Annotated in this window: 25 protein-coding genes; 14 read left to right on the forward strand and 11 right to left on the reverse strand. The window is 48.4% G+C overall.

What is annotated here, in order from left to right; translation table 11 throughout:
- Positions 1-27: 27 nt before the first annotated feature.
- Positions 28-1,494: an IMP dehydrogenase gene (gene guaB / locus ACMHKJ_RS03060; protein ID WP_413492000.1), complete on the reverse strand. Its 1,467-nt coding sequence runs from the start codon at positions 1,492-1,494 to the stop codon at positions 28-30.
- 172 nt (positions 1,495-1,666) lie between these two features.
- On the opposite strand from guaB, the gene xseA reads away from it, so the two are divergent.
- A complete protein-coding gene (gene xseA, locus ACMHKJ_RS03065) occupies positions 1,667-3,043 on the forward strand; it encodes an exodeoxyribonuclease VII large subunit (RefSeq protein ID WP_413492002.1) in 1,377 nt (458 codons plus the stop codon).
- Positions 3,044-3,106: 63 nt separating this feature from the next.
- Here xseA and ACMHKJ_RS03070 read toward each other — a convergent pair whose 3' ends face one another.
- A complete protein-coding gene (locus tag ACMHKJ_RS03070) occupies positions 3,107-5,149 on the reverse strand; it encodes a S9 family peptidase (protein WP_413492003.1) in 2,043 nt (680 codons plus the stop codon).
- A gap of 153 nt (positions 5,150-5,302) precedes the next feature.
- On the opposite strand from ACMHKJ_RS03070, the gene ACMHKJ_RS03075 reads away from it, so the two are divergent.
- On the forward strand, positions 5,303-5,851 hold the full coding sequence (locus tag ACMHKJ_RS03075) for an NADPH-dependent FMN reductase (RefSeq protein ID WP_413492004.1): 549 nt from the start codon (positions 5,303-5,305) through the stop codon (positions 5,849-5,851).
- A gap of 30 nt (positions 5,852-5,881) precedes the next feature.
- On the opposite strand, the gene ACMHKJ_RS03080 is transcribed toward ACMHKJ_RS03075, so the two are convergent.
- Entirely contained in the window at positions 5,882-6,688 is an 807-nt protein-coding gene (locus ACMHKJ_RS03080) for an MBL fold metallo-hydrolase (RefSeq protein WP_413492005.1), read from the reverse strand.
- Positions 6,689-6,952: 264 nt separating this feature from the next.
- Here ACMHKJ_RS03080 and ACMHKJ_RS03085 point away from each other — a divergent pair, with 264 nt between their 5' ends.
- The 3 genes from ACMHKJ_RS03085 (at position 6,953) to ACMHKJ_RS03095 (ending at position 9,626) form a co-directional block, all read left to right on the forward strand.
- Entirely contained in the window at positions 6,953-7,414 is a 462-nt protein-coding gene (locus ACMHKJ_RS03085; RefSeq protein ID WP_413492006.1) for a DUF6097 family protein, read from the forward strand.
- Between the two features lie 109 nt (positions 7,415-7,523).
- Positions 7,524-8,189 carry a response regulator gene (locus tag ACMHKJ_RS03090; protein WP_413492008.1) on the forward strand — a complete coding sequence of 222 codons (666 nt, stop codon included), beginning with the start codon at positions 7,524-7,526 and terminating at the stop codon, positions 8,187-8,189.
- A 51-nt stretch (positions 8,190-8,240) separates the two neighbouring features.
- Positions 8,241-9,626: an ATP-binding protein gene (locus ACMHKJ_RS03095; protein ID WP_413492009.1), complete on the forward strand. Its 1,386-nt coding sequence runs from the start codon at positions 8,241-8,243 to the stop codon at positions 9,624-9,626.
- Positions 9,627-9,735: 109 nt separating this feature from the next.
- Here the strand turns inward: ACMHKJ_RS03095 and ACMHKJ_RS03100 are convergent, their stop codons facing one another.
- Together ACMHKJ_RS03100 and ACMHKJ_RS03105 are read right to left on the reverse strand one after the other, a co-directional pair.
- Entirely contained in the window at positions 9,736-10,062 is a 327-nt protein-coding gene (locus ACMHKJ_RS03100; protein WP_413492011.1) for an AzlD domain-containing protein, read from the reverse strand.
- On the reverse strand, positions 10,062-10,724 hold the full coding sequence (locus ACMHKJ_RS03105; protein WP_413492012.1) for an AzlC family ABC transporter permease: 663 nt from the start codon (positions 10,722-10,724) through the stop codon (positions 10,062-10,064). The genes ACMHKJ_RS03100 and ACMHKJ_RS03105 overlap by 1 nt, the downstream gene beginning before the upstream one ends.
- A 106-nt stretch (positions 10,725-10,830) precedes the next feature.
- Between ACMHKJ_RS03105 and ACMHKJ_RS03110 the strand changes: the two genes are divergently transcribed.
- From ACMHKJ_RS03110 to ACMHKJ_RS03120, 3 genes are all read left to right on the forward strand, one after another.
- Positions 10,831-11,388, forward strand: coding sequence for a helix-turn-helix domain-containing protein (locus ACMHKJ_RS03110; RefSeq protein WP_413492014.1), 558 nt, complete (start codon positions 10,831-10,833; stop codon positions 11,386-11,388).
- 140 nt (positions 11,389-11,528) lie between these two features.
- Entirely contained in the window at positions 11,529-12,101 is a 573-nt protein-coding gene (locus tag ACMHKJ_RS03115; RefSeq protein ID WP_413492016.1) for an HdeD family acid-resistance protein, read from the forward strand.
- Between the two features lie 248 nt (positions 12,102-12,349).
- A complete protein-coding gene (locus ACMHKJ_RS03120; RefSeq protein WP_413492017.1) occupies positions 12,350-13,642 on the forward strand; it encodes a mechanosensitive ion channel family protein in 1,293 nt (430 codons plus the stop codon).
- Here the strand turns inward: ACMHKJ_RS03120 and ACMHKJ_RS03125 are convergent.
- A complete protein-coding gene (locus ACMHKJ_RS03125) occupies positions 13,616-14,152 on the reverse strand; it encodes a DUF924 family protein (RefSeq protein WP_413492018.1) in 537 nt (178 codons plus the stop codon). The genes ACMHKJ_RS03120 and ACMHKJ_RS03125 overlap by 27 nt on opposite strands.
- Positions 14,153-14,343: 191 nt before the next feature.
- Between ACMHKJ_RS03125 and yddG the strand changes: the two genes are divergently transcribed.
- From yddG to ACMHKJ_RS03140, 3 genes are all read left to right on the forward strand, one after another.
- Positions 14,344-15,237 carry an aromatic amino acid DMT transporter YddG gene (gene yddG / locus ACMHKJ_RS03130; RefSeq protein ID WP_413492019.1) on the forward strand — a complete coding sequence of 298 codons (894 nt, stop codon included), beginning with the start codon at positions 14,344-14,346 and terminating at the stop codon, positions 15,235-15,237.
- 57 nt (positions 15,238-15,294) lie between these two features.
- Positions 15,295-16,392 (forward strand): glycosyltransferase family 9 protein, encoded by a 1,098-nt coding sequence (locus ACMHKJ_RS03135; protein ID WP_413492021.1) that lies wholly within the window; start codon positions 15,295-15,297, stop codon positions 16,390-16,392.
- A 125-nt stretch (positions 16,393-16,517) separates the two neighbouring features.
- A complete protein-coding gene (locus tag ACMHKJ_RS03140) occupies positions 16,518-16,718 on the forward strand; it encodes a hypothetical protein (RefSeq protein ID WP_413492022.1) in 201 nt (66 codons plus the stop codon).
- 50 nt (positions 16,719-16,768) lie between these two features.
- Here ACMHKJ_RS03140 and ACMHKJ_RS03145 read toward each other — a convergent pair whose 3' ends face one another.
- Complete coding sequence (locus tag ACMHKJ_RS03145; protein ID WP_150384721.1) at positions 16,769-17,047, reverse strand: DUF6694 family lipoprotein; 279 nt, start codon at positions 17,045-17,047, stop codon at positions 16,769-16,771.
- 227 nt (positions 17,048-17,274) lie between these two features.
- Between ACMHKJ_RS03145 and ACMHKJ_RS03150 the strand changes: the two genes are divergently transcribed.
- Positions 17,275-18,174, forward strand: coding sequence for a helix-turn-helix domain-containing protein (locus ACMHKJ_RS03150; RefSeq protein WP_413492023.1), 900 nt, complete (start codon positions 17,275-17,277; stop codon positions 18,172-18,174).
- Between the two features lie 2 nt (positions 18,175-18,176).
- Here ACMHKJ_RS03150 and ACMHKJ_RS03155 read toward each other — a convergent pair whose 3' ends face one another.
- Positions 18,177-18,404: a hypothetical protein gene (locus tag ACMHKJ_RS03155; RefSeq protein ID WP_413492024.1), complete on the reverse strand. Its 228-nt coding sequence runs from the start codon at positions 18,402-18,404 to the stop codon at positions 18,177-18,179.
- 177 nt (positions 18,405-18,581) lie between these two features.
- On the opposite strand from ACMHKJ_RS03155, the gene ACMHKJ_RS03160 reads away from it, so the two are divergent.
- Both ACMHKJ_RS03160 and osmB read left to right on the forward strand, forming a co-directional pair.
- On the forward strand, positions 18,582-18,938 hold the full coding sequence (locus ACMHKJ_RS03160) for a hypothetical protein (protein ID WP_413492025.1): 357 nt from the start codon (positions 18,582-18,584) through the stop codon (positions 18,936-18,938).
- Positions 18,939-19,057: 119 nt separating this feature from the next.
- Positions 19,058-19,279 (forward strand): osmotically-inducible lipoprotein OsmB, encoded by a 222-nt coding sequence (gene osmB / locus ACMHKJ_RS03165; RefSeq protein ID WP_413492027.1) that lies wholly within the window; start codon positions 19,058-19,060, stop codon positions 19,277-19,279.
- A gap of 34 nt (positions 19,280-19,313) precedes the next feature.
- Here the strand turns inward: osmB and ACMHKJ_RS03170 are convergent, their stop codons facing one another.
- The 3 genes from ACMHKJ_RS03170 to ACMHKJ_RS03180 are packed head-to-tail and all read right to left on the reverse strand — an operon-like array spanning position 19,314 to position 20,846.
- Positions 19,314-19,904: a DUF1287 domain-containing protein gene (locus tag ACMHKJ_RS03170; RefSeq protein WP_413492028.1), complete on the reverse strand. Its 591-nt coding sequence runs from the start codon at positions 19,902-19,904 to the stop codon at positions 19,314-19,316.
- Between the two features lie 32 nt (positions 19,905-19,936).
- Complete coding sequence (locus ACMHKJ_RS03175) at positions 19,937-20,545, reverse strand: hypothetical protein (RefSeq protein WP_413492029.1); 609 nt, start codon at positions 20,543-20,545, stop codon at positions 19,937-19,939.
- Positions 20,546-20,555: 10 nt separating this feature from the next.
- Positions 20,556-20,846: a hypothetical protein gene (locus tag ACMHKJ_RS03180; protein ID WP_413492030.1), complete on the reverse strand. Its 291-nt coding sequence runs from the start codon at positions 20,844-20,846 to the stop codon at positions 20,556-20,558.
- Between the last annotated feature and the right edge of the window lie 67 nt (positions 20,847-20,913).

Raw genomic sequence — 20,913 nt, forward strand, 5'->3', positions numbered from 1 at the left:
CTGGCGGCCCGCAGGCCGCCGCATGAATCAGAGACCTGAACGGTAGTTCGGTGCTTCTTTGGTGATAGTGACGTCATGGACGTGACTTTCCTGAATCCCGGCACCACTGATACGGACAAACTCTGCTTTAGTATTCAGTTCGTGAATAGTTGCACAACCGGTCAGTCCCATGCAAGAGCGCAGGCCGCCCATTTGCTGGTGAACGATAGTTTTCAGCACCCCTTTGTAGGCAACGCGGCCTTCGATACCTTCCGGCACCAGTTTGTCTGCTGCATTATCGGTCTGGAAGTAGCGGTCAGATGACCCTTTAGACATCGCGCCGAGTGATCCCATACCACGGTAGGATTTATAAGAACGCCCCTGGTACAGTTCAACTTCACCCGGAGATTCGTCCGTACCGGCAAGCATTGAGCCGACCATGACACAGGCCGCACCCGCTGCCAGTGCTTTTGCGATATCACCGGAGAAACGGATCCCGCCATCGGCGATAACAGGGATACCGGTACCGGAAAGGGCTTCGACTGCATCAGATATAGCGGTTAACTGCGGTACACCCACACCGGTCACAATACGGGTGGTACAGATGGAACCAGGACCAATCCCGACTTTCACGGCACTACAACCCGCTTCCGCCAAGGCTTTTGCGCCTTCTGCGGTAGCAACGTTGCCGCCGATAATCTCCAGATTAGGGTATTTTGCGCGGGTATCACGGATACGCTGTAAAACGCCTTCGGAGTGACCGTGTGAGGAGTCAATCAGCAGAATATCGACACCAGCGGCAACCAGCGCATCCACACGCTCTTCATTACCGGCACCGGCACCAACAGCAGCACCGACACGTAAACGTCCGTGCTCGTCTTTACAGGCGTTTGGCTTGCGCTCTGCTTTCTGAAAGTCTTTTACGGTGATCATGCCGAGCAGATGGAATGAATCATCCACGACCAGCGCTTTTTCAACACGGCGCTCATGCATTTTCTTCAGAACCACTTCGCGGGCTTCGCCTTCACGGACGGTAACCAGGCGCTCTTTCGGGGTCATCACTGCTGTTACCGGCTGTTCCAGGTCTGTTACGAAACGCACGTCACGACCGGTGATAATACCCACCAGCTCGTTTTCGGTTGTAACGACAGGATAACCGGCAAAGCCGTTCTGTACAGTCAGTTCTTTGACTTCGCGCAGTGTTGTGCAGGGAGTGACAGTCTGAGGTTCGGTGACCACACCACTTTCATGTTTTTTCACGCGGCGGACTTCATCAGCCTGACGCTCAATTGACATGTTTTTGTGGATAAACCCGATGCCGCCTTCCTGGGCAAGGGCAATCGCCAGACGTGCTTCCGTTACAGTGTCCATCGCCGCCGAGATCATCGGGACGTTTAAACGGATTTTTGCGGTGAGCTGTGTTGATAAGTCGGCCGTGTTTGGCAGAACCACAGAATGGGCCGGAACTAAGAGAACATCATCGAATGTTAAAGCTTCTTTTTTGATACGTAGCATGTGCAATATCTCACCAGGCAGCAGGATTAAAAGGGATAAAATATTGCCGCGGCATTATACAGGTGGTAATCGGTTGCGCCTAGCCTTTTTTTAAAAAAATGCGTTGATAATCTGTCAGAAGGCGGTAGTATCGGACGATTAAGTCATTGTTTTATTATTTGATCTGGCTCACATGTTGCTATCAGAAAACAACGCAATTTTTACCGTTACGCGCCTGAACACGACCGTACGACAGTTACTCGAACTGGAGATGGGCCGGATTTGGATCAGCGCTGAAATTTCCAATTTTTCCAGACCCTCATCCGGTCACTGGTATTTTACGCTGAAAGACGAAAAATCCCAGGTCCGCGCCGCGATGTTCCGGGGAAATAACACCCGCGTGACGTTCGCGCCGCAAAATGGTCAGCAGGTGCTGGTGCGTGCTGCCATTACGCTGTATGAGCCGCGTGGTGATTATCAGCTGATTATTGAATCCATGCAACCTGCCGGTGAAGGTTTACTTCAGCAGCAGTTTGAGCAGCTCAAAGAAAAACTGAATGCCGAAGGTCTGTTCGCCGCCCATCTGAAAAAACCGCTGCCGCTTCCTGCCCGCTGTGTGGGAGTGGTGACGTCCGCAACGGGCGCGGCACTGCACGATATCCTGAATATTCTGTGCCGCCGTGACCCGTCACTGCCGGTGATTATTTACCCGGCACAGGTTCAGGGTGCGGATGCGCCTGCGCAAATTGTCCGCGCAATTGAAACCGCTAACCGCCGTAATGAATGTGATGTGCTGATTGTCGGGCGCGGCGGCGGCTCGCTGGAAGATTTATGGAGTTTTAATGATGAACGGGTGGCGCGGGCAATTTTTGCCAGCCGTCTGCCGGTTATCAGTGCCGTGGGTCATGAAACAGATGTGACTATTGCCGATTTTGTGGCGGACTTACGTGCGCCGACCCCTTCTGCGGCGGCTGAATTAGTCAGCCGCGATCAGGTGGAGCGCCTGCGGCAGATTCAGTCGGTACAACAACGGCTGGAAATGGCAATGGATTACTTTATTGCCAAAAAGCAGCGAACATTCAGTCAGTTACATCACCGTCTGCAACAGCAGCATCCGCAATTGCGCCTGGCACGGCAGCAACAGTTAATTCAGGGATTACAGCAGCGGCTGATTCAGGCCGGACAGCGGGCGGTAATACAGAAAACCCGTCAGCTGACCATGCTGGATCAGCGCCTGATGCGCCGTGATCCGCGCCCGCAGTTACAGCAGCACCAGCGGCATGTGCAGCAGTTACAGTACCGGCTCGCGTCTGCCATGCGCCAGCAGGTCAGTCAGCAGCGTGAACGCTTTGCACGGCTCTGCTCGACGCTTGAGGGTGTCAGTCCGCTGGCAACACTCAGCCGGGGGTTCAGTATCAGCCAGACAGACAGCGGCGAAGTACTGAACAAAACCCGTCAGGTGAAAGTCGGACAAAAAATCACGACGCTGTTACAGGACGGACAGATAGAGAGTGAAATTATCGCGGTACACAAAAAAACGGCTCCCCGTAAACGCAAAGCCGCTGAATAATCCGGATTAGTATTGTGACACCGTCACTTATTGGTGACGGTGTCACAAATGTATTCGCCGGTATTATTTCATATCTTCAGCCTGCTCTTCCAGCATCAGCAGGAACACATACCCGAGCGCGATATCCCATAAGTAATTGAAACGCCCTGATTTCCCGCCGTGCCCCGCCTCCATATCCGTATAAAGCAGCAACAGATTATCATCTGTTTTCAGCTCCCGCAGTTTTGCCACCCATTTTGCCGGCTCCCAGTACTGAACCTGAGAATCATGCAGACCGGATGTGACCAACAGGTTCGGATACGCTTTAGCCTCCAGATTGTCATACGGGCTATAAGCGCGGATATCGCGGTATGCTGATTCATTGTCCGGATTGCCCCACTCGTCATACTCGCCAGTGGTCAGCGGAATGGACGGATCAGACATTGTGGTCAGCGCATCAACAAACGGAACCTGTGTGACCACGCCCCGATACAGCTCCGGCGCCTGGTTTATCACCGCCCCCATCAATAACCCGCCCGCACTGCCGCCGGTGGCATAGATGCGATCAGCAGCACCAAAACGCTGCGTAATCAATTCGCGGGTAACATCGACAAAATCATTAAAGCTGTTGATTTTATGCTGCATTTTACCTGCGTTATACCAGCGTTTACCTAACTCGCCACCACCACGGATATGCGCCTGCGCATAAACAAACCCGCGATCCAGTAAACTCAGGCGATTGGCATCAAAATCCGGGTCCATACTTGACCCGTATGCGCCATAGCCTTCAATCAGTAGCGGATTATTTCCCTGCTGATAATGATCCTTATGCCATACCAGGGAAACCGGTACCTGTACGCCATCGCGTGCGGTTACCCAGATACGCTCACTGTGGTAATCATCCCGCTGAAAACCATTAACCTGCGTCTGTTTAAGCAACATCCGTTCGCCGGTGTCCATATTCAGTTCATAAACCGTCGCCGGTGTGGTCATTGAGGTATAACCATAGCGCAGCATGATGCTGTCCGGTTCCGGGTTCAGTCCGAGCCACGCACAGTAAGCTGCATCATCAAACGCAACCTGCTTTTCCTCCCCGCTGTGGCGATGAATAAGGCGGATATGCGGCAGCGCGGCTGTGCGTTCCTGCAATACCAGCCAGTCACGGAACAGCGTGAAATCTTCCAGGTCGGTATCCGGCTGCGGGGCAATCACAGTCTCCCACGGTTGTTCCGGGGACGGGGTCTGATACAGGCCGAACAACTCACTTTCATGATCGGCGCGGATATAAAACTGTCCGTCAAGATGATCAATATGATACTCGCGACCGTCCTGACGCGGCGAAAAGCATACAACCGGTTGCTGTGGTTCGCGGGCATTAATCAGATGTGCCTCTGACGTGACCGGGCTGTGGCAGCCGATAATAATCCATTCACGCGAGGAAGAGAGTGCCAACCCGGTATAAAAACGGTCGTCTTCTTCGCGGTAAATCAGTTCATCCTGTGCGGCATCTGTTGTGAACCGGTGGCGATATACCTCAAACGGCAGCAAAGTCTGCGGATCCTGCTTAACATAAAACAGTGTATCTGCATCTGCCGACCATACCAGGTCATCGGCAACACCCGTAATAACGGACTCGTGCCAGGTTGCCTCCGTCAGATTTTTATACGAAACCACATATTCACGCCGCCCCAGTTTATCTTCTGCTATCGCTATCCGGCGGTTATCCTCACTGATAGCCAGTGACACCAGTTCATAATAGGCCAGTCCCTGTGCGCGTTCATTGCCATCCACCAGTAATTCCCAGTCTTCATCTGTTACGTGGCGGCGCTCATACAACGGATACTCTTTGCCCGCATCAAAGCGGGTACGGTAAATATAACCGTTGTAAATATAAGGCGCGGACTCATCTGCCTGCGGCATACGGGCAACCATTTCCTGATACAGCTCATCACGCAGCGGGTCACACGCCTGAAGTTTCTCATGCGTGTATTGATTTTCATCAGTAAGATACTGTATTACTTTTTTATTTTTACGTTTGTCGTCACGCAGCCAATAGTAATTATCTGTTCTTGTTTCGCCGTGCGCCGTGAGTTGAACGGGCTTCTGCATTGCTTTCGGGGCCTGCATACGTGATCCTTATTTGTACAGCTTTCGCTGTCAGGTCAAAAAAATTATCAAAAAAATGTTATCTGTTCCGGTATCCGGCATTATGATAATAATGTTTTCATAGGTTTTATTTCTTATCCATCCCCGGCTCTACAGCCGCTCAGAGAGGTTAAAATGAAACAATACCGTGTTGCAGTTGTTGTCGGTTCCCTGCGTGAACAGAGTTACAACCGCCGGCTGGCTCAGGCGCTGGTGACACTTTTTCCCGCCCATATTCAGTGTGAGTTTATCAGTATCGGCTCACTTCCTCTTTATAATCAGGATGCTGACCCGCATCCCTCTCCGGTGGTCAGTGCGTTTAAACAGCAGATTGAACCGGCAGATGGTGTTATTTTTGTAACCGCTGAATATAACCGATCTATCCCCGGTGTGCTGAAAAATGCACTGGATCAGGGCTCCCGCCCTTGGGGTCAGAACAGTTGGGACAGTAAACCCGCCGGAATTATCGGCACCTCGCCGGGTGCGATGGGCACCGCAATGGCGCAACAGCATCTGCGTAATGTGCTGGCATTCCTTAACATGCCGACACTCAATCAACCGGAAATGTACCTGCAATGGAACGATGATATGATCGATGCAGGCGGCAGATTCAATGAAAAAACCGGTGCGTTTGTACAGAAATGGGTTGATGCTTACACCGCATTCCTGGCACAGCACGGTTAATATTCCCGACGGATACTTTCCCGGACAGCATTACAGAAATGTCAGCTGCTGTCCGGTATTAAAATCTTTTGCCTTCAGTGCATTGCGCCCTCTGTTCCCGGTACAATGACAGCCGAACACCTGCGTTTCAGGGTCAATCGCCTGTTGTGCCCGGCGCAGTGCTGCCGGAGTGGCACGGCGCAGATGCAACCCGCCGACCACCGCCTGAACCGGTGCATTATCCGTCAGTTTCCGGGCATGCTCTGCCACTGACTCAATCCCCGCGTGACTGCATCCGGTAATAATCACAATACCTTCATCCCCGCGCCAGATAAGAAAGCTGTCGTCACGCACATAGTCTGCCTCTCCGCTGTTGAGCAGCACACCATAACGGCGTATTACAGCCCGCTGTGTAATTTCACCGGCAAACAAAAAACGGGACGATATGGCGTACGGTTTTTCCGTCAGCACAAACTGATACTGCGCCCGCAATGTCTCTTCACAAAACGGTGGTGAAAGTCGCTTAAATTTCAGCGGATACCCGCCGAGCCAGAGTGCGGCACGGCGCGGCTCAAAAATATGCGGATGCGCAATAACCGTCAGCGGCGACGGCAGATGGTGCCGGGCAGTCCGGGTCAGTCCGCCGAAATGGTCATAATGTCCGTGAGACAACACCACCGCATCAATCTCTGCCAGAGAAATCCCCAGCGCCTGCGCATTGCGGATATAGGTATCGTCCGCACCGGTATCAAACAACAGAGATGTTTCACCGTCATCAAGCAGCAGACACAGCCCTGCGTGTGCTTCCAGGCGGGTGTCTGTATTGGTATTTTCCAGCAAGGCGGTAATGCGTAACATAATAGTCCCTGATAAATGAAAGTGTTCTGCCGTCAACCATATAGCACAATGCTTTCCACTATACCCTTATTCATTCAAACTGCAGGTTCGTTGGCTGCTCTCAGCCCGCCTGCATCCTGGATAACGTTGGGTATATAACGTATCTGTATTTCCCCGTGGAGAGCGAAATATTTTATAATTCAGTAAATGTTAATAAAGCCGCATGACCCGGCGGTCGATTTGTTAAATAATAGCCATCCGACACGGATTTTTCAGGAGTCCCCCATGGGAATTATTACCGCTTTTGCAAAAAGTACCGATAACAGCCAACTTTTACGCCTTTTGCATCAGCAGATAGAACAACAGGATGTGCCGGTTGCATGCCACGATGAACTGGATCGTCAGCTTACCGATATTGCCGTGTATATGAATAATGACGAGTATCCGACCCTTGCCACCCGCCGCCGCCGGATCAATATTCTGACCGGTATATTGGCACTTCCGGTGCTATTTTATACTCTGTTACTTTTCTCTCAAAAAATTATTAACTGGTTTTCATTGGATATTGACATAAGTTATCTGGCGCTGACCATTCTTGATCTCAGCCTTACCTATATCTGGGCCATTTTTATATATGCCTTTATTCTTTTTGGTACCATTTTTTACTTTTATGTCCTGCAAAAACAAACAGAAAAATATGCAGGTTATTTAATTGATGATTTTATTAAGCGGATCTCCGGTTATTAATCCTTTATTAAGGCTATATTAAGTCACGATGCCACTATAATTGGTCTGTGTTGTCACAGTATCGGGCAGTATTACACTGAAATATAAAGAGTACAAAGAGAGAGTCAACGTGCAAATTCTGTTAGTCGAAGATGATTTACAATTAGGTAAAGCGCTGTGCCGGGGGCTGGAACTCGCCGGGTTCCGTGTGTGCTGGTTACGTTTGCTTAGTGATGCCCGTAAGCGGCTGACTGAGCAGCATTTTGATCTGATGTTGCTGGATCTGGGGCTGCCGGATGGTGATGGTTTTGATTCTCTTGTCGAATGGCGTAACAGCGGAGAACAGATCCCGATTATCATTATGACTGCCCGCAGCCAGCGGGATCATCTGGTTAATTCACTGGACTCCGGCGCAGATGATTTTATTTCCAAACCGGTTGAACTGCCGGAATTGATTTCCCGCGTAAAAGCCGTGTCACGGCGAATTGCCGGGTTCTCTTCTCAGTTATGGAAGGTGGATAATATTACCTTAAACCCGATGAATCATCAGGTCAGCATGAATGAGGAATTATTATTACTGTCCGGCAAAGAGTACCAGCTGTTATACGAATTAATGCGCAATACCGGCAATGTTGTCAGAAAACAGGAACTGGAACAGCGGTTATTCGGATTGGATGACCGGATTGAAAGTAATTCTCTGGAAGTTCATATTCATAATTTACGCCGGAAAATAGGCAAAGAAAAGATTATTACTGTACGCGGTATCGGCTATTTATTAAAAAAGGACAGCGAATAAGTGAAAGTCCGCTCAATCTTTGTTTATACTGTTTTTCTCCAGACGGTTTGCATGCTTTTACTGTGGGGCGTCTGGATTGCCTGGCTGAAATACGCTTATCTGCCTGACGTTAGTGAAGATTTTAATACCCAGCAGTTAGTTATTGCCCGCGGTATTTCTGATACGCTCAAAGATACCCCTACAGATTCTGCCAATTTCCGGCAAATTGCCTCCGCCCTTGAAAGCATGTACACCAACGCGATGCGCAGTGGTCTGGAAGACGAAAACTATGATCCGCTGATTGCCATACTCGACAGTAACGGTGAGATTCTTTACAGCAATAAACCCGATATTCATATCCCGCTGAAACCAAACGGAATAGTTCGTTTTAGTGAAGAAGGTGAAACCTGGTATCTGGCTTATGATACCGATACTGCCGTAAACAGGACGGCGGTTGTGGGAGAATCCGCAACAGACCGCCACATGCTGATTGGCGATCCGGCTTCCGGTACCGCTATTCCTTTGCTGTTTATCCTCGGTACCATGCTGGCATCGACTATTATTACCACTTATCTCAGCATGCGTCCGCTGCGGGAAACCACACAAAGTCTTGCCGCCCGCAATCCCGGTAATCTGACGCCTATCAGTATGAAGCATCAGTACAATGAGCTGCGTCCGGTTCTCCGGGCAATTAACCAGTTAATGCAGCGGGTCGATGCCGGTAATTTACGGGAAAAACAATTTATGGCAGATGCCGCTCATGAATTGCGCACCCCGATTGCGGCCGTTCTGGCGCAGATTCACCTGCTAAAACAGATTGATGACCCGGCAGAGCGCAATGAAATCACCGCCGATATGGAAATCAGCCTTGACCGTGCTGTTTCCCTTTCCCGCCAGTTGATTGATCTGGCACGGCTGGAAACGGAAGACTACCCACTGAAAATGGAAGAGATTGACCTGAGCCGGGAACTGAGCCACACCATCGCCATGATGGTGCCTTATGCCTTGCGCAAAAATATTGAACTGGCCTTTGATGGTCCCCAGGTTTACCCGGTCACAACCGATAAGCAGGCGCTGTTCTCAATAATTAACAACATCCTGAATAATGCGGTTAAATATTGCCCGCCGGGCAGTCTGGTCGAAACCACACTGGAAACCGGTAACGCAGATGATATCCGGATTATCATCCGTGATAATGGCGACGGTATAAGTGAACAATATCGCCCCCGCCTGTTTTCACGTTTTTTCCGTGTTCCGGGCAGTTGTGAAACCGGCAGCGGACTCGGGCTGGCAATTGCACAAAATCTGGCCGGGAAAATTGGCGGGTATTTGTCTGTCACGGATGGTTTACAACAGCGCGGGATCGGTTTTGTTATCCATATTTCTGCACACGGGATCTCTGCACTTACAGAGAGCAGCAGTACGTCTGCGATACATCATGACAATTCAGACACGTAATATATACCCTTATTCATTCACACTGCAGGTTCGTTGGCTGCATCCTGAATGACGTTGGGTCTATACAGTAGCGCGTTCCCTGTTACCGGCCGGTAACAGGGGGAAATTATTACCACAATGACAGCAGATAACGTAACAGCGCAGTGACAACGGCGGCGGCCAGGACAATCAGCAGAAAGGGTTTTTTATACCATGTCAGAAGCCCTGCAACTGCCACACCGGCAATCTTAGGCCAGTCCGACAGTTCCTGTCCGCTGAAAATAGTCATGGTAACGGCGACGGCGAACAAAATCACAATCGCACCCATAGACAGCAGGTTTTTCACATGTGATGACACAGAAAAACGTCCGCTGAGCAGCGCACCGGATGCGCGCATAGCATAGGTTCCGACTGCCAACAGCGCAATGCCGGTCAATATTGATAATGTATCCGGCATTATACTCTCCCCAGGCTGACAACCAGCCCCAGCAGTGATAACAGTACCGGGATACCCGGCGGTAAGAATGGCGTGGCTGCCAGCGCGATCACCGCACCCGACAGTGCTGCCCGGCGGGTTTTTGCCTCACGCAGAGCAGGCAGGCAAAGTGCAAGAATAATGGCCGGGAACATCGCATCCAGCCCCAGCGCTTTGGTATCAACAATAAACGTGCCAAGAAATTCGCCGATAATAGTCCCCAGCGGCCAGCACAGAAAGATCCCCAGTCCACACAACCAAAACGCGGCTTTTTGCTTATCCTTCTCTTTTTCAGCCATCCCGAACACCACACTTTCATCATTAAGGATATGAAAGCCAAGGAGTTTTTTAGCGCCCTTGCCGGTAAGATCATGAACCGCCATACTGAACGGTACATGGCGCGCATTGACCAGAAGCCCGGCCAGTGCGGCAGAGACAGGACTGCCACCGGCTGCCACCACGCCGATAAACAGAAATTCAGATGCCCCGGCAAGCACAATTATTGAGAGCGTCAGCGGCACCCAGAGCGGAAATCCGTTGGCATGAGCCAGAGCACCATAGGATACGCCGACGATTAAATCCGCCACACATACCAAAACAATATTGCGGATCGTGACATTATCAAGTGGAAGAGCAAGTTTCATTGCGGTAGACTTATAAAATGAACGATATGTCCATTATGTCGAACGCTTTAAATTACGCAAGTGTTAATTCCGGGTTATAGCCTGTTAATCAAAGAGAGTGAATTCTATGGAACCATCTGCCTCTCCACCCCTTGAGATTATGGCGGCGACCCTGACGCAGGAGCGCCAGCGCCAGGGCCGCTCAATTGCCGATATTGCACGCAGTGCAGGTATCGCAAAATCCACACTGTCACAGCTGGAATCTGCTCAGGGAAATCCGGGAATTGAGACATTATGGGCACTTTGTGTTGCACTGAATATCCCGTTTGCCAGTCTGTTTGAAACACCGAAAAGCCGTATGACTGTGCTGCGGCGCGGCGAAGGAATACGGGTCAGTGCTGAAAACTCGTATTATCATGCGTTTTTGCTCTCCTCTGCATCATCTGTCAACCGACGTGATCTCTATACAATTACCGCCCAACCGGGTAAAGATCGTGTGTCCGGGCCACACATGGCTCAGGTAACAGAACATATCCTGCTGATGACCGGCAGTGCTGTTGCCGGCACACTTGACGAACCCGCCACCCTGTTGCCAGGCGATTATATTTCCTATCCGGGTGATGTTCCGCATATATTTAAAGCGCTTGAGCCGGACACTACCGCCGTGATGATTATTGAGCATTGATACCCGTCCTGAATTTATAAAATCAGGTTTATCGCAAATAATGTTAAATTACGCTATATTTTTCATGTATATTCCGCATCCGGCGTCATATTATACTTTGACGCCCTGATCCCATGTTACGGGCTTACTAAGGAAAAACTATGCTTGATTTTAATCGTCAGAATTTAACGCAGATGACCGCTGATGCCCTGAAAAAACAACGGGGCTATTTATGGATTATCGCCATACTGCTTCTTATCGGCGGCGTGGCATGCCTCATGAATCCACTGATTTCCGGAGTGACACTCAGCTATATTATCGGCGGTCTGCTCCTGATAAACGGGATTTCCATGCTGTTTATGACACTCAGCAGCCGGATTTACAGCGGTGGCAGTAAAATTTTCTCCATTCTTGTCGCCGTTGCCTATCTTCTGCTGAGTTATGTATTCCTGACCGATCCGCTGCAAGGCATGATGAGCCTCGCTATTTTGCTGGCTATCCTGTTTATTGCCGGCGGGATCCTGCGCCTGGGGGCAGGTCTGCGTCAGTTTTCACAGCCGCGCGGCTGGTTAAATCTGGTTATCGGCCTGCTGGATCTTTTCATTGCCTATCTTCTGGTCGGTAATGGTCCGCTTGTCTCTGTCACGTTGATTGCCACTCTGGTGGGTATCGAGCTGTTATTCAGTTCATTCGGTCTGATTGCGATTGCCTCAATGCTGAAAAAGAACAGTTAATCTCCTGATTGATTTTTTTAGTACATACCGGGTGGTGTGACTCAGACAGTCTGTTTCACACCCCCGTATCCGCCATTCACATTTCTGATTTTCTTTCTTTTTTTCCGCTTTTGCCACAATTCCCTGCTGTATTTCCGGCTATTGCGCGCTAAATCCGTCGGAAAATGATACAGTAATCAATGCGATCCCTTTTTTAACATTTTCTGCTCACCAGTGAGCCGGTTACATTCCGACCCGGAGACTTTTTTATGGAGCAACAACTGCGGCTGTGGCTGCAACAACAATTCGAACTCAACCAGGATTATGCTTCAGGCACGGCCATAACCGGTGTCATATCCCTGATAGTCCTCATAGGTGTGATTTTGCACCTCGCGCTGCACAAAGGTCTGCTGCCCTATATAGAGCGCCGCTCAGCCGGAAGCTCCCGTCCGTGGGGCGCATTAATTACCCGCACCAAGCTGTTCAACCGGTTTGCCTTTCTTATCCAGGGGCTGGTATTAAATATCCAGGCACTGGTTTGGCTGCACCGCGGCACCACACAGGAAATTCTGACCACCGGCGCACAGGCATGGTGTCTGTTGTTCGGCATGCTGCTGCTTTTCTCACTGATGGATATCCTGCTGACGCTTTCCCGCAGCACACAATCACTGAGTAAACTTCCCCTGCGCGGTGTAATGCAGAGCCTGAAACTCATTATCGCCGTATTATTCAGCATCCTGATTATTTCATTGCTGATTGGTAAATCGCCGCTGATTTTACTGAGCGGACTGGGTGCGATGACCGCCGTACTGATGCTGGTCTTTAAAGACCCGATTATGGGGCTGGTTGCGGGAATTCAGTTATCCGTCAATGATATGCTGAATGTGGGCGACTGGCTGGAGATGCCGAAATACGGGGCGGACGGGGCGGTGACGGATATCGGGCTGACCACGGTGAAAGTGCAGAACTGGGATAATACCATCACGACTATCCCGACTTATGCCCTGATTTCCGACTCATTCAAAAACTGGCAGGGCATGACGTCCTCAGGCGGACGGCGCATTAAGCGCAGCATGAATTTAGACACCACCAGCATCCGTTTTCTGGATGACAAAGAAATCAGTAAACTGCGGCGATCACGCCTTATTTCTGGTTATATTGATGCGAAATCACAAGAAATAACAGATTATAATGCACAGTCACAAGAGCCGGAAGACAGTGCGCTCAACCATCGCAGACTGACAAACCTCGGAACATTCCGCGCCTATGCAGAAGCCTATATTAAAGCAAACCCGGCTATACATAAAAAAATGACCATTATGGTGCGCCAGTTAGCGCCGACACCGGATGGTCTGCCGATTGAAATCTATGCTTTCACCAATGTAACGGCGTGGATAGCTTATGAGCAGATCCAGTCCGATATTTTCGATCACCTGTTTGCGATTCTGCCGCAATTCCATCTGCGGGTACATCAGACACCAACAGGCTTTGATATGCGCGGCATTGCCGCACATTTTGTTGCCCGTGAATCAGAATCAGAACGCGGAGCCGGGTTGTCGTAAAAATTCACATTCTTCCGGGGTGGATTTTCGCCCCAGAATCTCATTACGGTGCGGATAACGGCCGAAGCGGTCAATGATCGCTTTGTGCTGCCGCTCGTAATCTTCGGTATTCTCATCCAGACCTTTAAACAAAAGCACTGCCTGCTTATGGATCAATGCCGATTCTGAATGCATATACGGCATCAGTACAAATTTCCGCTGAACAGGGGGTAATTGCAGGTAATCCGGTGTTTTTACCGCTTCCTGCGCCAGTACCAGAGCCATAGTATCCTGTGAGAAAGCCTGTGCATTATCGCGGAAAAGATTACGCGAAAACTGGTCAAGAACAATAATTTCAGCAAGACGCCCGCCGATATGTTCACGCCAGCCAAAGCACTCTCCGGCTGCTGCCTGCTCCCATACAGTCAGAAATCGTGAGCGGATCTGTGTATCAAACCGCGTATCTTTTTTAAACCATTGTTCAGGCGTGATTTCATTGAACCAGAAATTCAGAATGTCCTGTGCTTCCATTTTCGTGCTCCATGTCTTGCCGGATATGAGGATCTCTCCCTTTGTCCGGAGGTGATATCGCGGTATGCTGGCAAATTCATTATTAGTTTAACGTATATCCCCTTATTCATTCAAACTGCAGGTTCGTTAATTGTATCCTGAATGACGTTGGGTATAGATACTATCAATGTATTTATCACAGGCTGATATTTATGGGAAAATTTTCCGCACACACTGCCACTTTTTACGGCATTCTGGCTATCCTGTTCTGGAGCACAATTGTTGCTTTAATCAAACGGGTGAGTGAGGATTTCGGGCCGACATTTGGTGCAGCACTGATTTATACCCTGGGCTCTGTGATGTTGCTGCTCGTTATGGGACTTCCCGCCATCCGTAAATATCCGCGAAAATACCTCATCTGGGGTACGGCGTTGTTTGTCAGCTATGAATTATGTTTTATCCTGGCGCTGGGCTTTTCGCAGAACCGCCAGCAGGCTATTGAGCTGGGAATGGTTAATTATCTGTGGCCTTCACTTACTGTCGGGCTGGCAGTGATTATGGGCGGACAGCGCCTGCGACTACTGCTTATCGCCGGACTGGTGCTTGCCGTACTGGGAATAAGCCGGGTGATCGGCGGTGACAGCGGGTTATCCCTTTCCTCCGTTATGGACAATGTCGCACTCAATCCGCTGAGTTACGGGCTGGCATTTACCGGGGCCATTATCTGGGCATTTTACAGTAATTTGTCACGCAAACTGGCTGACGGAAACAATGGCATTACCCTGTTTTTTATCCTCACTGCACTGGGGCTGTGGGTACTGAGCGCGTTTGACGGCATCGCAATACCGGCTGATGTCTCCGTCTCCACCCTTGGTTTTCTGGTTGCCGCTGCCGCCCTCACCTGTGCGGCTAATTCACTCTGGACTATCGCTGTTTTGCGCGGCAATGTAGCACTAATTGGCACACTTTCTTATTTTACACCGGTACTCTCTACCGCGTTTTCATCTCTGTTACTCAGTACCGCCCTCTCTTTCGCTTTCTGGCAGGGCGTGCTGATGGTCACAGGCGGTTCCCTGCTCTGCTGGCTCGCCACCCGGCGACGCTGAGATACGGTAACTCTGTCGGTAATCAGAATTATACGGGTTTAATTTATAAGGAATACCATGTCAAAAAAACTCAAACATAAATTAGCAGGATGGTTCCTCCGGTGTTATACCCGCCGCCGTGATTTATCACACACTGTCTCTGAATTCAAACAGTTAAAAAATCCGGATTTTAGAAATATCGCTATTTATTCCACTACAGCACTCGGTGATTTTCTGATGAACACCCCGGCGATACACGCCGTAAGAGTCCGCTTTCCGGATGCCCGTATTACTGTTGTATCCAGCCACAAAATGCACAGTTATATCAACAGCGGCACCGGTAAAGACTGGGATGAAGTCATCCCGTGGAACGGGAAAATTCATGGCGTGCCCGCACTGGTCAAAGCCATCAACGCACAGGGCGCACCTGATTTACTCCTTATACTCCATTCCCGCGGCCCGTATGATTATCTGAGTGCAGTAATAAGCGGAGCCCGGTTTATATTCAGTTGCTCAGATACCGGGATCCGGGGCACTGAGCGCTGGCTGACAAATTATCTCACGGCATTTCATGGTCATTCGGTTCAGGCACGCCTGGATCTTATTGCCCCGCTTGGCTGTCAATTTACTGAAACCAGTGTTGAGATGCACGTTCCCTGCGATGTCACAAAAACACAATCAGATTGCCTGCGGGTGGGTTTTCAGATGGGTGCATCAAGTGAAGAGCGCCGCTGGCCGGTTCATTATTTTGTGCAGGTTGCACTGGCGCTGTTTGCCCATGATAAAAAATTAACAATCGTATTATTCGGCGCACCCGGTGAAATACAGTTAGGTGAGCAATTTTTAACCCTCCTGCCAACGCAATTTCATCACAGAACGGAATTATTAATCGGAAAAACCTCTGTAGCTGAACTGACACAAGCCGTCAATAATATTGATGCACTGGTTACCGGCGATACCGGGACAATGCACATTGCCCTGGCATTAAAAGTACCGACTATCAGCCTGTTTGTCAGTGCAAATCCCTGTTACACCGGACCTTACCAGAACCCGGAAATACATCAGGTTATCTCCGGGTTTGCCTGCCCGCTGCTGATGGCACAGGGTGACCACGAAATGTCCGCTATTAAGGCAGAACCGGTTATTAATGCCACGATTAAGGCGCTTACCAAATAAAATAAATATTTACGGTACATAGTGTGTCATAAAATGAGTAACACGCTGTTTTTAATAAATAATACGTAATTACCCGAGCTATCCCGGATACAAAAATAAAGTAAACTGGCAAAAAAGGAGGATGTATGTCAGATAATTCAACAAAGCCAAAGATGACGCAGGAAGAAGAAGAAGAGATCGAATCGCTGGCTAAAAGTCTTGTACAGCGGGATAAACTGAAACTGCTTAAAATTGATAAAGAAACTGAACAGCAGCGCCCTGCACGGTTGCGGGCCTGGTTTAAAGAGCGTCTGAAATATCACCGTGACGCCGAAAAAAATAACTGATTACTGCGACGATCTCTCCGGTACAGAGTGTTCCGGAGGGATCGACTATATTATTTTGCCAGCTTAATAATTTCTTTTGCTGTTTTTCCCTGCAATTTCTCTTTCATCGCAGCCATCATTTTTGCTTCATCACCACCCGATGCAAAGGCAGCCTGAAAACCAATTTTGGTAATAGCCCCTTTCAGTTCACGCGCATCTTCAGGTGAAAGATCTTTTTCCATTGTTGTAATTGATTCTTTTGCTGTTTCCTGTGTACTCATATCCAGCGTGGCTTCACCACATCCTGCCAGAACAAAAGAAAGTGCAATAACTGCCAATATTTTTTTCATTTTTCACCTCATTAATAAAATCTGCGGTATTTTACATCGGTAAACAAATAAAACCACGCTTATTCAATTATCTGTGTATAAATTATTTATACAGCACCTGCATGACCATCCGCCACAGAACATATTCCGACCAGGATCACTGATATTTATCTGTTATTGTAAATCAACTGTTATTCAGTGCTGAGGCAGATATAATACCACGGGTAAAAAAACCTACCGGAAAAATTATGTTTAATGAACGCGTTGTTGATGACATTCTTCGCTGGATAGAAAGTAATCTGGAATCAGATCTTTCATTAGAAGCTGTGGCACACAAAGCCGGTTATTCAAAATGGCATTTTCAGCGTATATTTAAACAACAAACCGGCTATACCCTGGCAAATTATGTCCGGGCCCGCCGCTTGTCCTGTGCAGCAATTGCCCTGCGGTTGCTGCCACTTAACCTGATGCACTTGTCATTAAAATACCGGTTTGATTCGCAGCAAACATTTTGTCGTGCATTTAAACAGCATTTTGGTATTACACCATCCGGTTACCGGAAAAAACATGGCTGGCACCCCGGTGGTTTTGTTCTGCCAAAACGTTATATTGATAAACTACACTCATCACTGGAAATAACGATGCTGCCGCAGAAGATATTAACCGGTACATCACATATATATCAGGCAGCATCCGATACCTGGAATCTGAATACTCCTGTATTACGTCAGCAATACTGGTCATTATTTTTACAGCGGCTTCCTGTTTTACCGGATGTCGTATATGCAACACATGGTGTAAATAAATCAACCGGTGATACATTTTCGATGTGTTATACCACAATGGCAGAAACTCACTGGCTGACAAATACAACACCACAGGATATTGTTTATGAACCAGGCCGCGTACATTATCTGAAAATCATATTCTCCGGTGATTTTTCAGATATTGATTTTCAGGATATTACCTATGATATTTACAATAATATTCTGTCTGAAATGAGTATTATCCGTCATCCCGGCCATCCGGATATTGAAGAATACCTGTTAACAGACAAAAGAGCTGAAGACACCCGTGCAGAGCCAAAATCCCTGATCCGCGCACTACACTATTATATTCCGGTGATATTGGATAACCCTGTAAGGTAGCCTTATATATTATCAGCCAGTGACACACCTTCACGGCTGTCAGGTGATGATGCATTTTGTTCAGTGTGCTCCTGTCGCTCACTATAGGTATCACTAAATCCGAGAATAAAGGTAAACAGCACAAATCCGTATACCATTTTTCTGCCTGACGGTATTTTCCGGCTTAACAAAATATAAATACCCAGCGAAATTATCATAACCAAGCCGGTAAGATATACGTAGTTTTCCATAATATAAACCCTTCTTTTGTCATAATGAACGTACTTTATCTTATTCATTCGGTCATTATTCTGATCGCAGCCTGATAATAACAAAATTAGGAATTACCTGTTCATATCCGCTCTGTTTTTTGCCCGGGAACGGGTTACTATGAATTAAGGTATCTGCTGATTTCACGGAGGATAAGGATGACATCACACGCAGAACATATCACTGTCGCACATATTCAGTGTGACGCAGAAGAGGAACTTCTGCCCCTGTTAAAAGAGCTGACAGACAAACAAATGCTGGGCGGCTGGCGGCTGCGCAAACATGAAACAATCCCCTCTCCGTCTGCATCACCCTGGTATCTGCTGAAAGATAATACACAACTTGCACTGCTGCCGACGCATCATTTCGCCGCAGTGACTATCACAGACCCCGGTTTATCCGGCGAAAGTGCCATTGCGGAGCATAATGAAAAAGTAGAAAATTTGTATAACGCGATAAACTCAACGTACAGTATTTTATATTGTCACTTATCATTTAAAACACCCGTAACCTGAATCAGGTAAAGTACCGGTGATAATTCCGGTATTTTCGTACGTTTTCCCGATTATTCTGATACTGGCGCATGCAAAACAGAACTATGTTGTCATACGCCCTTTGCTCAGGAGTTTATAATATGAATGCGAATATCAAAAGAGTAAGTACGGTGATTTTATCTGCGGCTCTGTTACTTGCTGTTGCCGGCTGTTCAAATATGTCGAAACGCGACCGGCACACCGCAATTGGTGCCGGTGTCGGTGCTGTTGGTGGCGCTATCTTAACTGATGGCAGTGCATTGGGTACTGTTGGTGGTGCAGCAATCGGCGGACTTATCGGCCGTCAGACAGGAAAAAAATAATTTACCGGAGCCGGTATCATGCCGGCTCCCTGTCTTACCCTGCTTTCGTGTAACGGTAATGTCCCGTTATTTTCCAGCTAAACAGCACATCCTCACTGACCTGCCCGCCACCAATATTGTGCATAACCAGTGGTCGCCCGCTGAGCAGCGATTTTTTATCAATCACTATGCCGATATGCGGGCGTCCGTTATCCAGTTGCCAGGTCACAATATCGCCGGGAACATAGTCTGTCGCCTGCTGTGTAACAGGTTTACTCTCTCCCTTGCGGCTGAAAAAAACAGCCAGATTCGGTACCCGCCGGTGATCGATATTAGTATCTGTCCGGGTGAGTCCCCACAATTTCCGGCTCGGGTAGCGGGAAAAATTCGCTTTCATATCCTCATGAACTTCCTGTTGCAGATCAATGCCGATTTTCCGGTAACTGCGGATCACCACATCAGAACAGACGCCCCTGAGAGGGGACACATCACCACCGGGATACGGAATTTTTTCATACGCTGCATCATAAAATACCAGACTATTCAACTGCTGTGCTGCCCGGCTCAGTTTATCCACACTATGGGCGACCGGCGCAATAACTGACAGCAGCACACCACACAATACACCTGTAACACGTCTGCGCATTAATATGGCTCCTGTTCAGTTGCTGCAGAAAGTTAAAAGATACCTTCACTTACCCATAAATAACGCAGTAATCCCGCACCTTCGTGTGGATCTAACTGCAAAATACTCTGATACAACGCTGATTTTATTTCACAGGTTAATATAGCGTCTTTTTCCGGAATATCTGCGTCTTTTTCGTCAATCAGATCACCATAGGTGTGGCGGAGCCTGAGAAAGATCCCCATATATAATGCATCGATCTCCGCCCCGGATAATCCGGAAACCGGGTTTTGTACCATAAACGGCTTTATCTGTACTGCGGAGGTGTATATTGCAGGGTTTTCAGGATAGATACCACGGAAACAGCGCTTGCCGGACGGATCATCTGCCAGCGTTTGATTAAACAGAGCAAGGCGGTTATCCGCGTATTGCATTACCACTTCATCCGGCAGCCGGTTTAATATAGCAGCCCGGTTAACCGCCGTCCGTGAACGGAGTACCCGGTAAAATTCATCAGCTGATTCTGCTGATAAAAAGTTAATTCTGCTGCTGTCCTTACTTTTACCTTCTGCTGTTTGTTTAATAAAAACAGAGGAAAACAGAACAATAAAAAATAAGATAGTGGCAGAAAAATAACAGGATATATTTTTCTTTATTAACATATTGCCGGATTCATTCTAATACCAGCTTTTCCTGGCCCGCTTTTTCAGCCCATACATTGTATTCTCTGACCAGAGACATCACTTCGTTGTTAGAATCTTTCATTTCTCGCATGTGTGCCTGGAGTCTTTTCAGATCCCCCGGATAATCACGCTGAATTTCCTGCGCTTTTATACGTAAACGCTGCATTTCTCTATTTCTTTTTCCCAACGCTGCCAGTAACTTATCTTTAATTATATTGCACTGCGAGATGGCCTCATAATTCAATTCTGAATAATCCGGCATATCGTGGTTATCAGTCATAACGTATCGTCCCTATCTGCAATAAACTGAATTATGATTATAGTGCTTTACCGGTGGCGTTGTTCCC

The sequence above is a fragment of the Morganella psychrotolerans genome, assembly GCF_965118875.1.
GTDB lineage: Bacteria > Pseudomonadota > Gammaproteobacteria > Enterobacterales > Enterobacteriaceae > Morganella > Morganella psychrotolerans_C.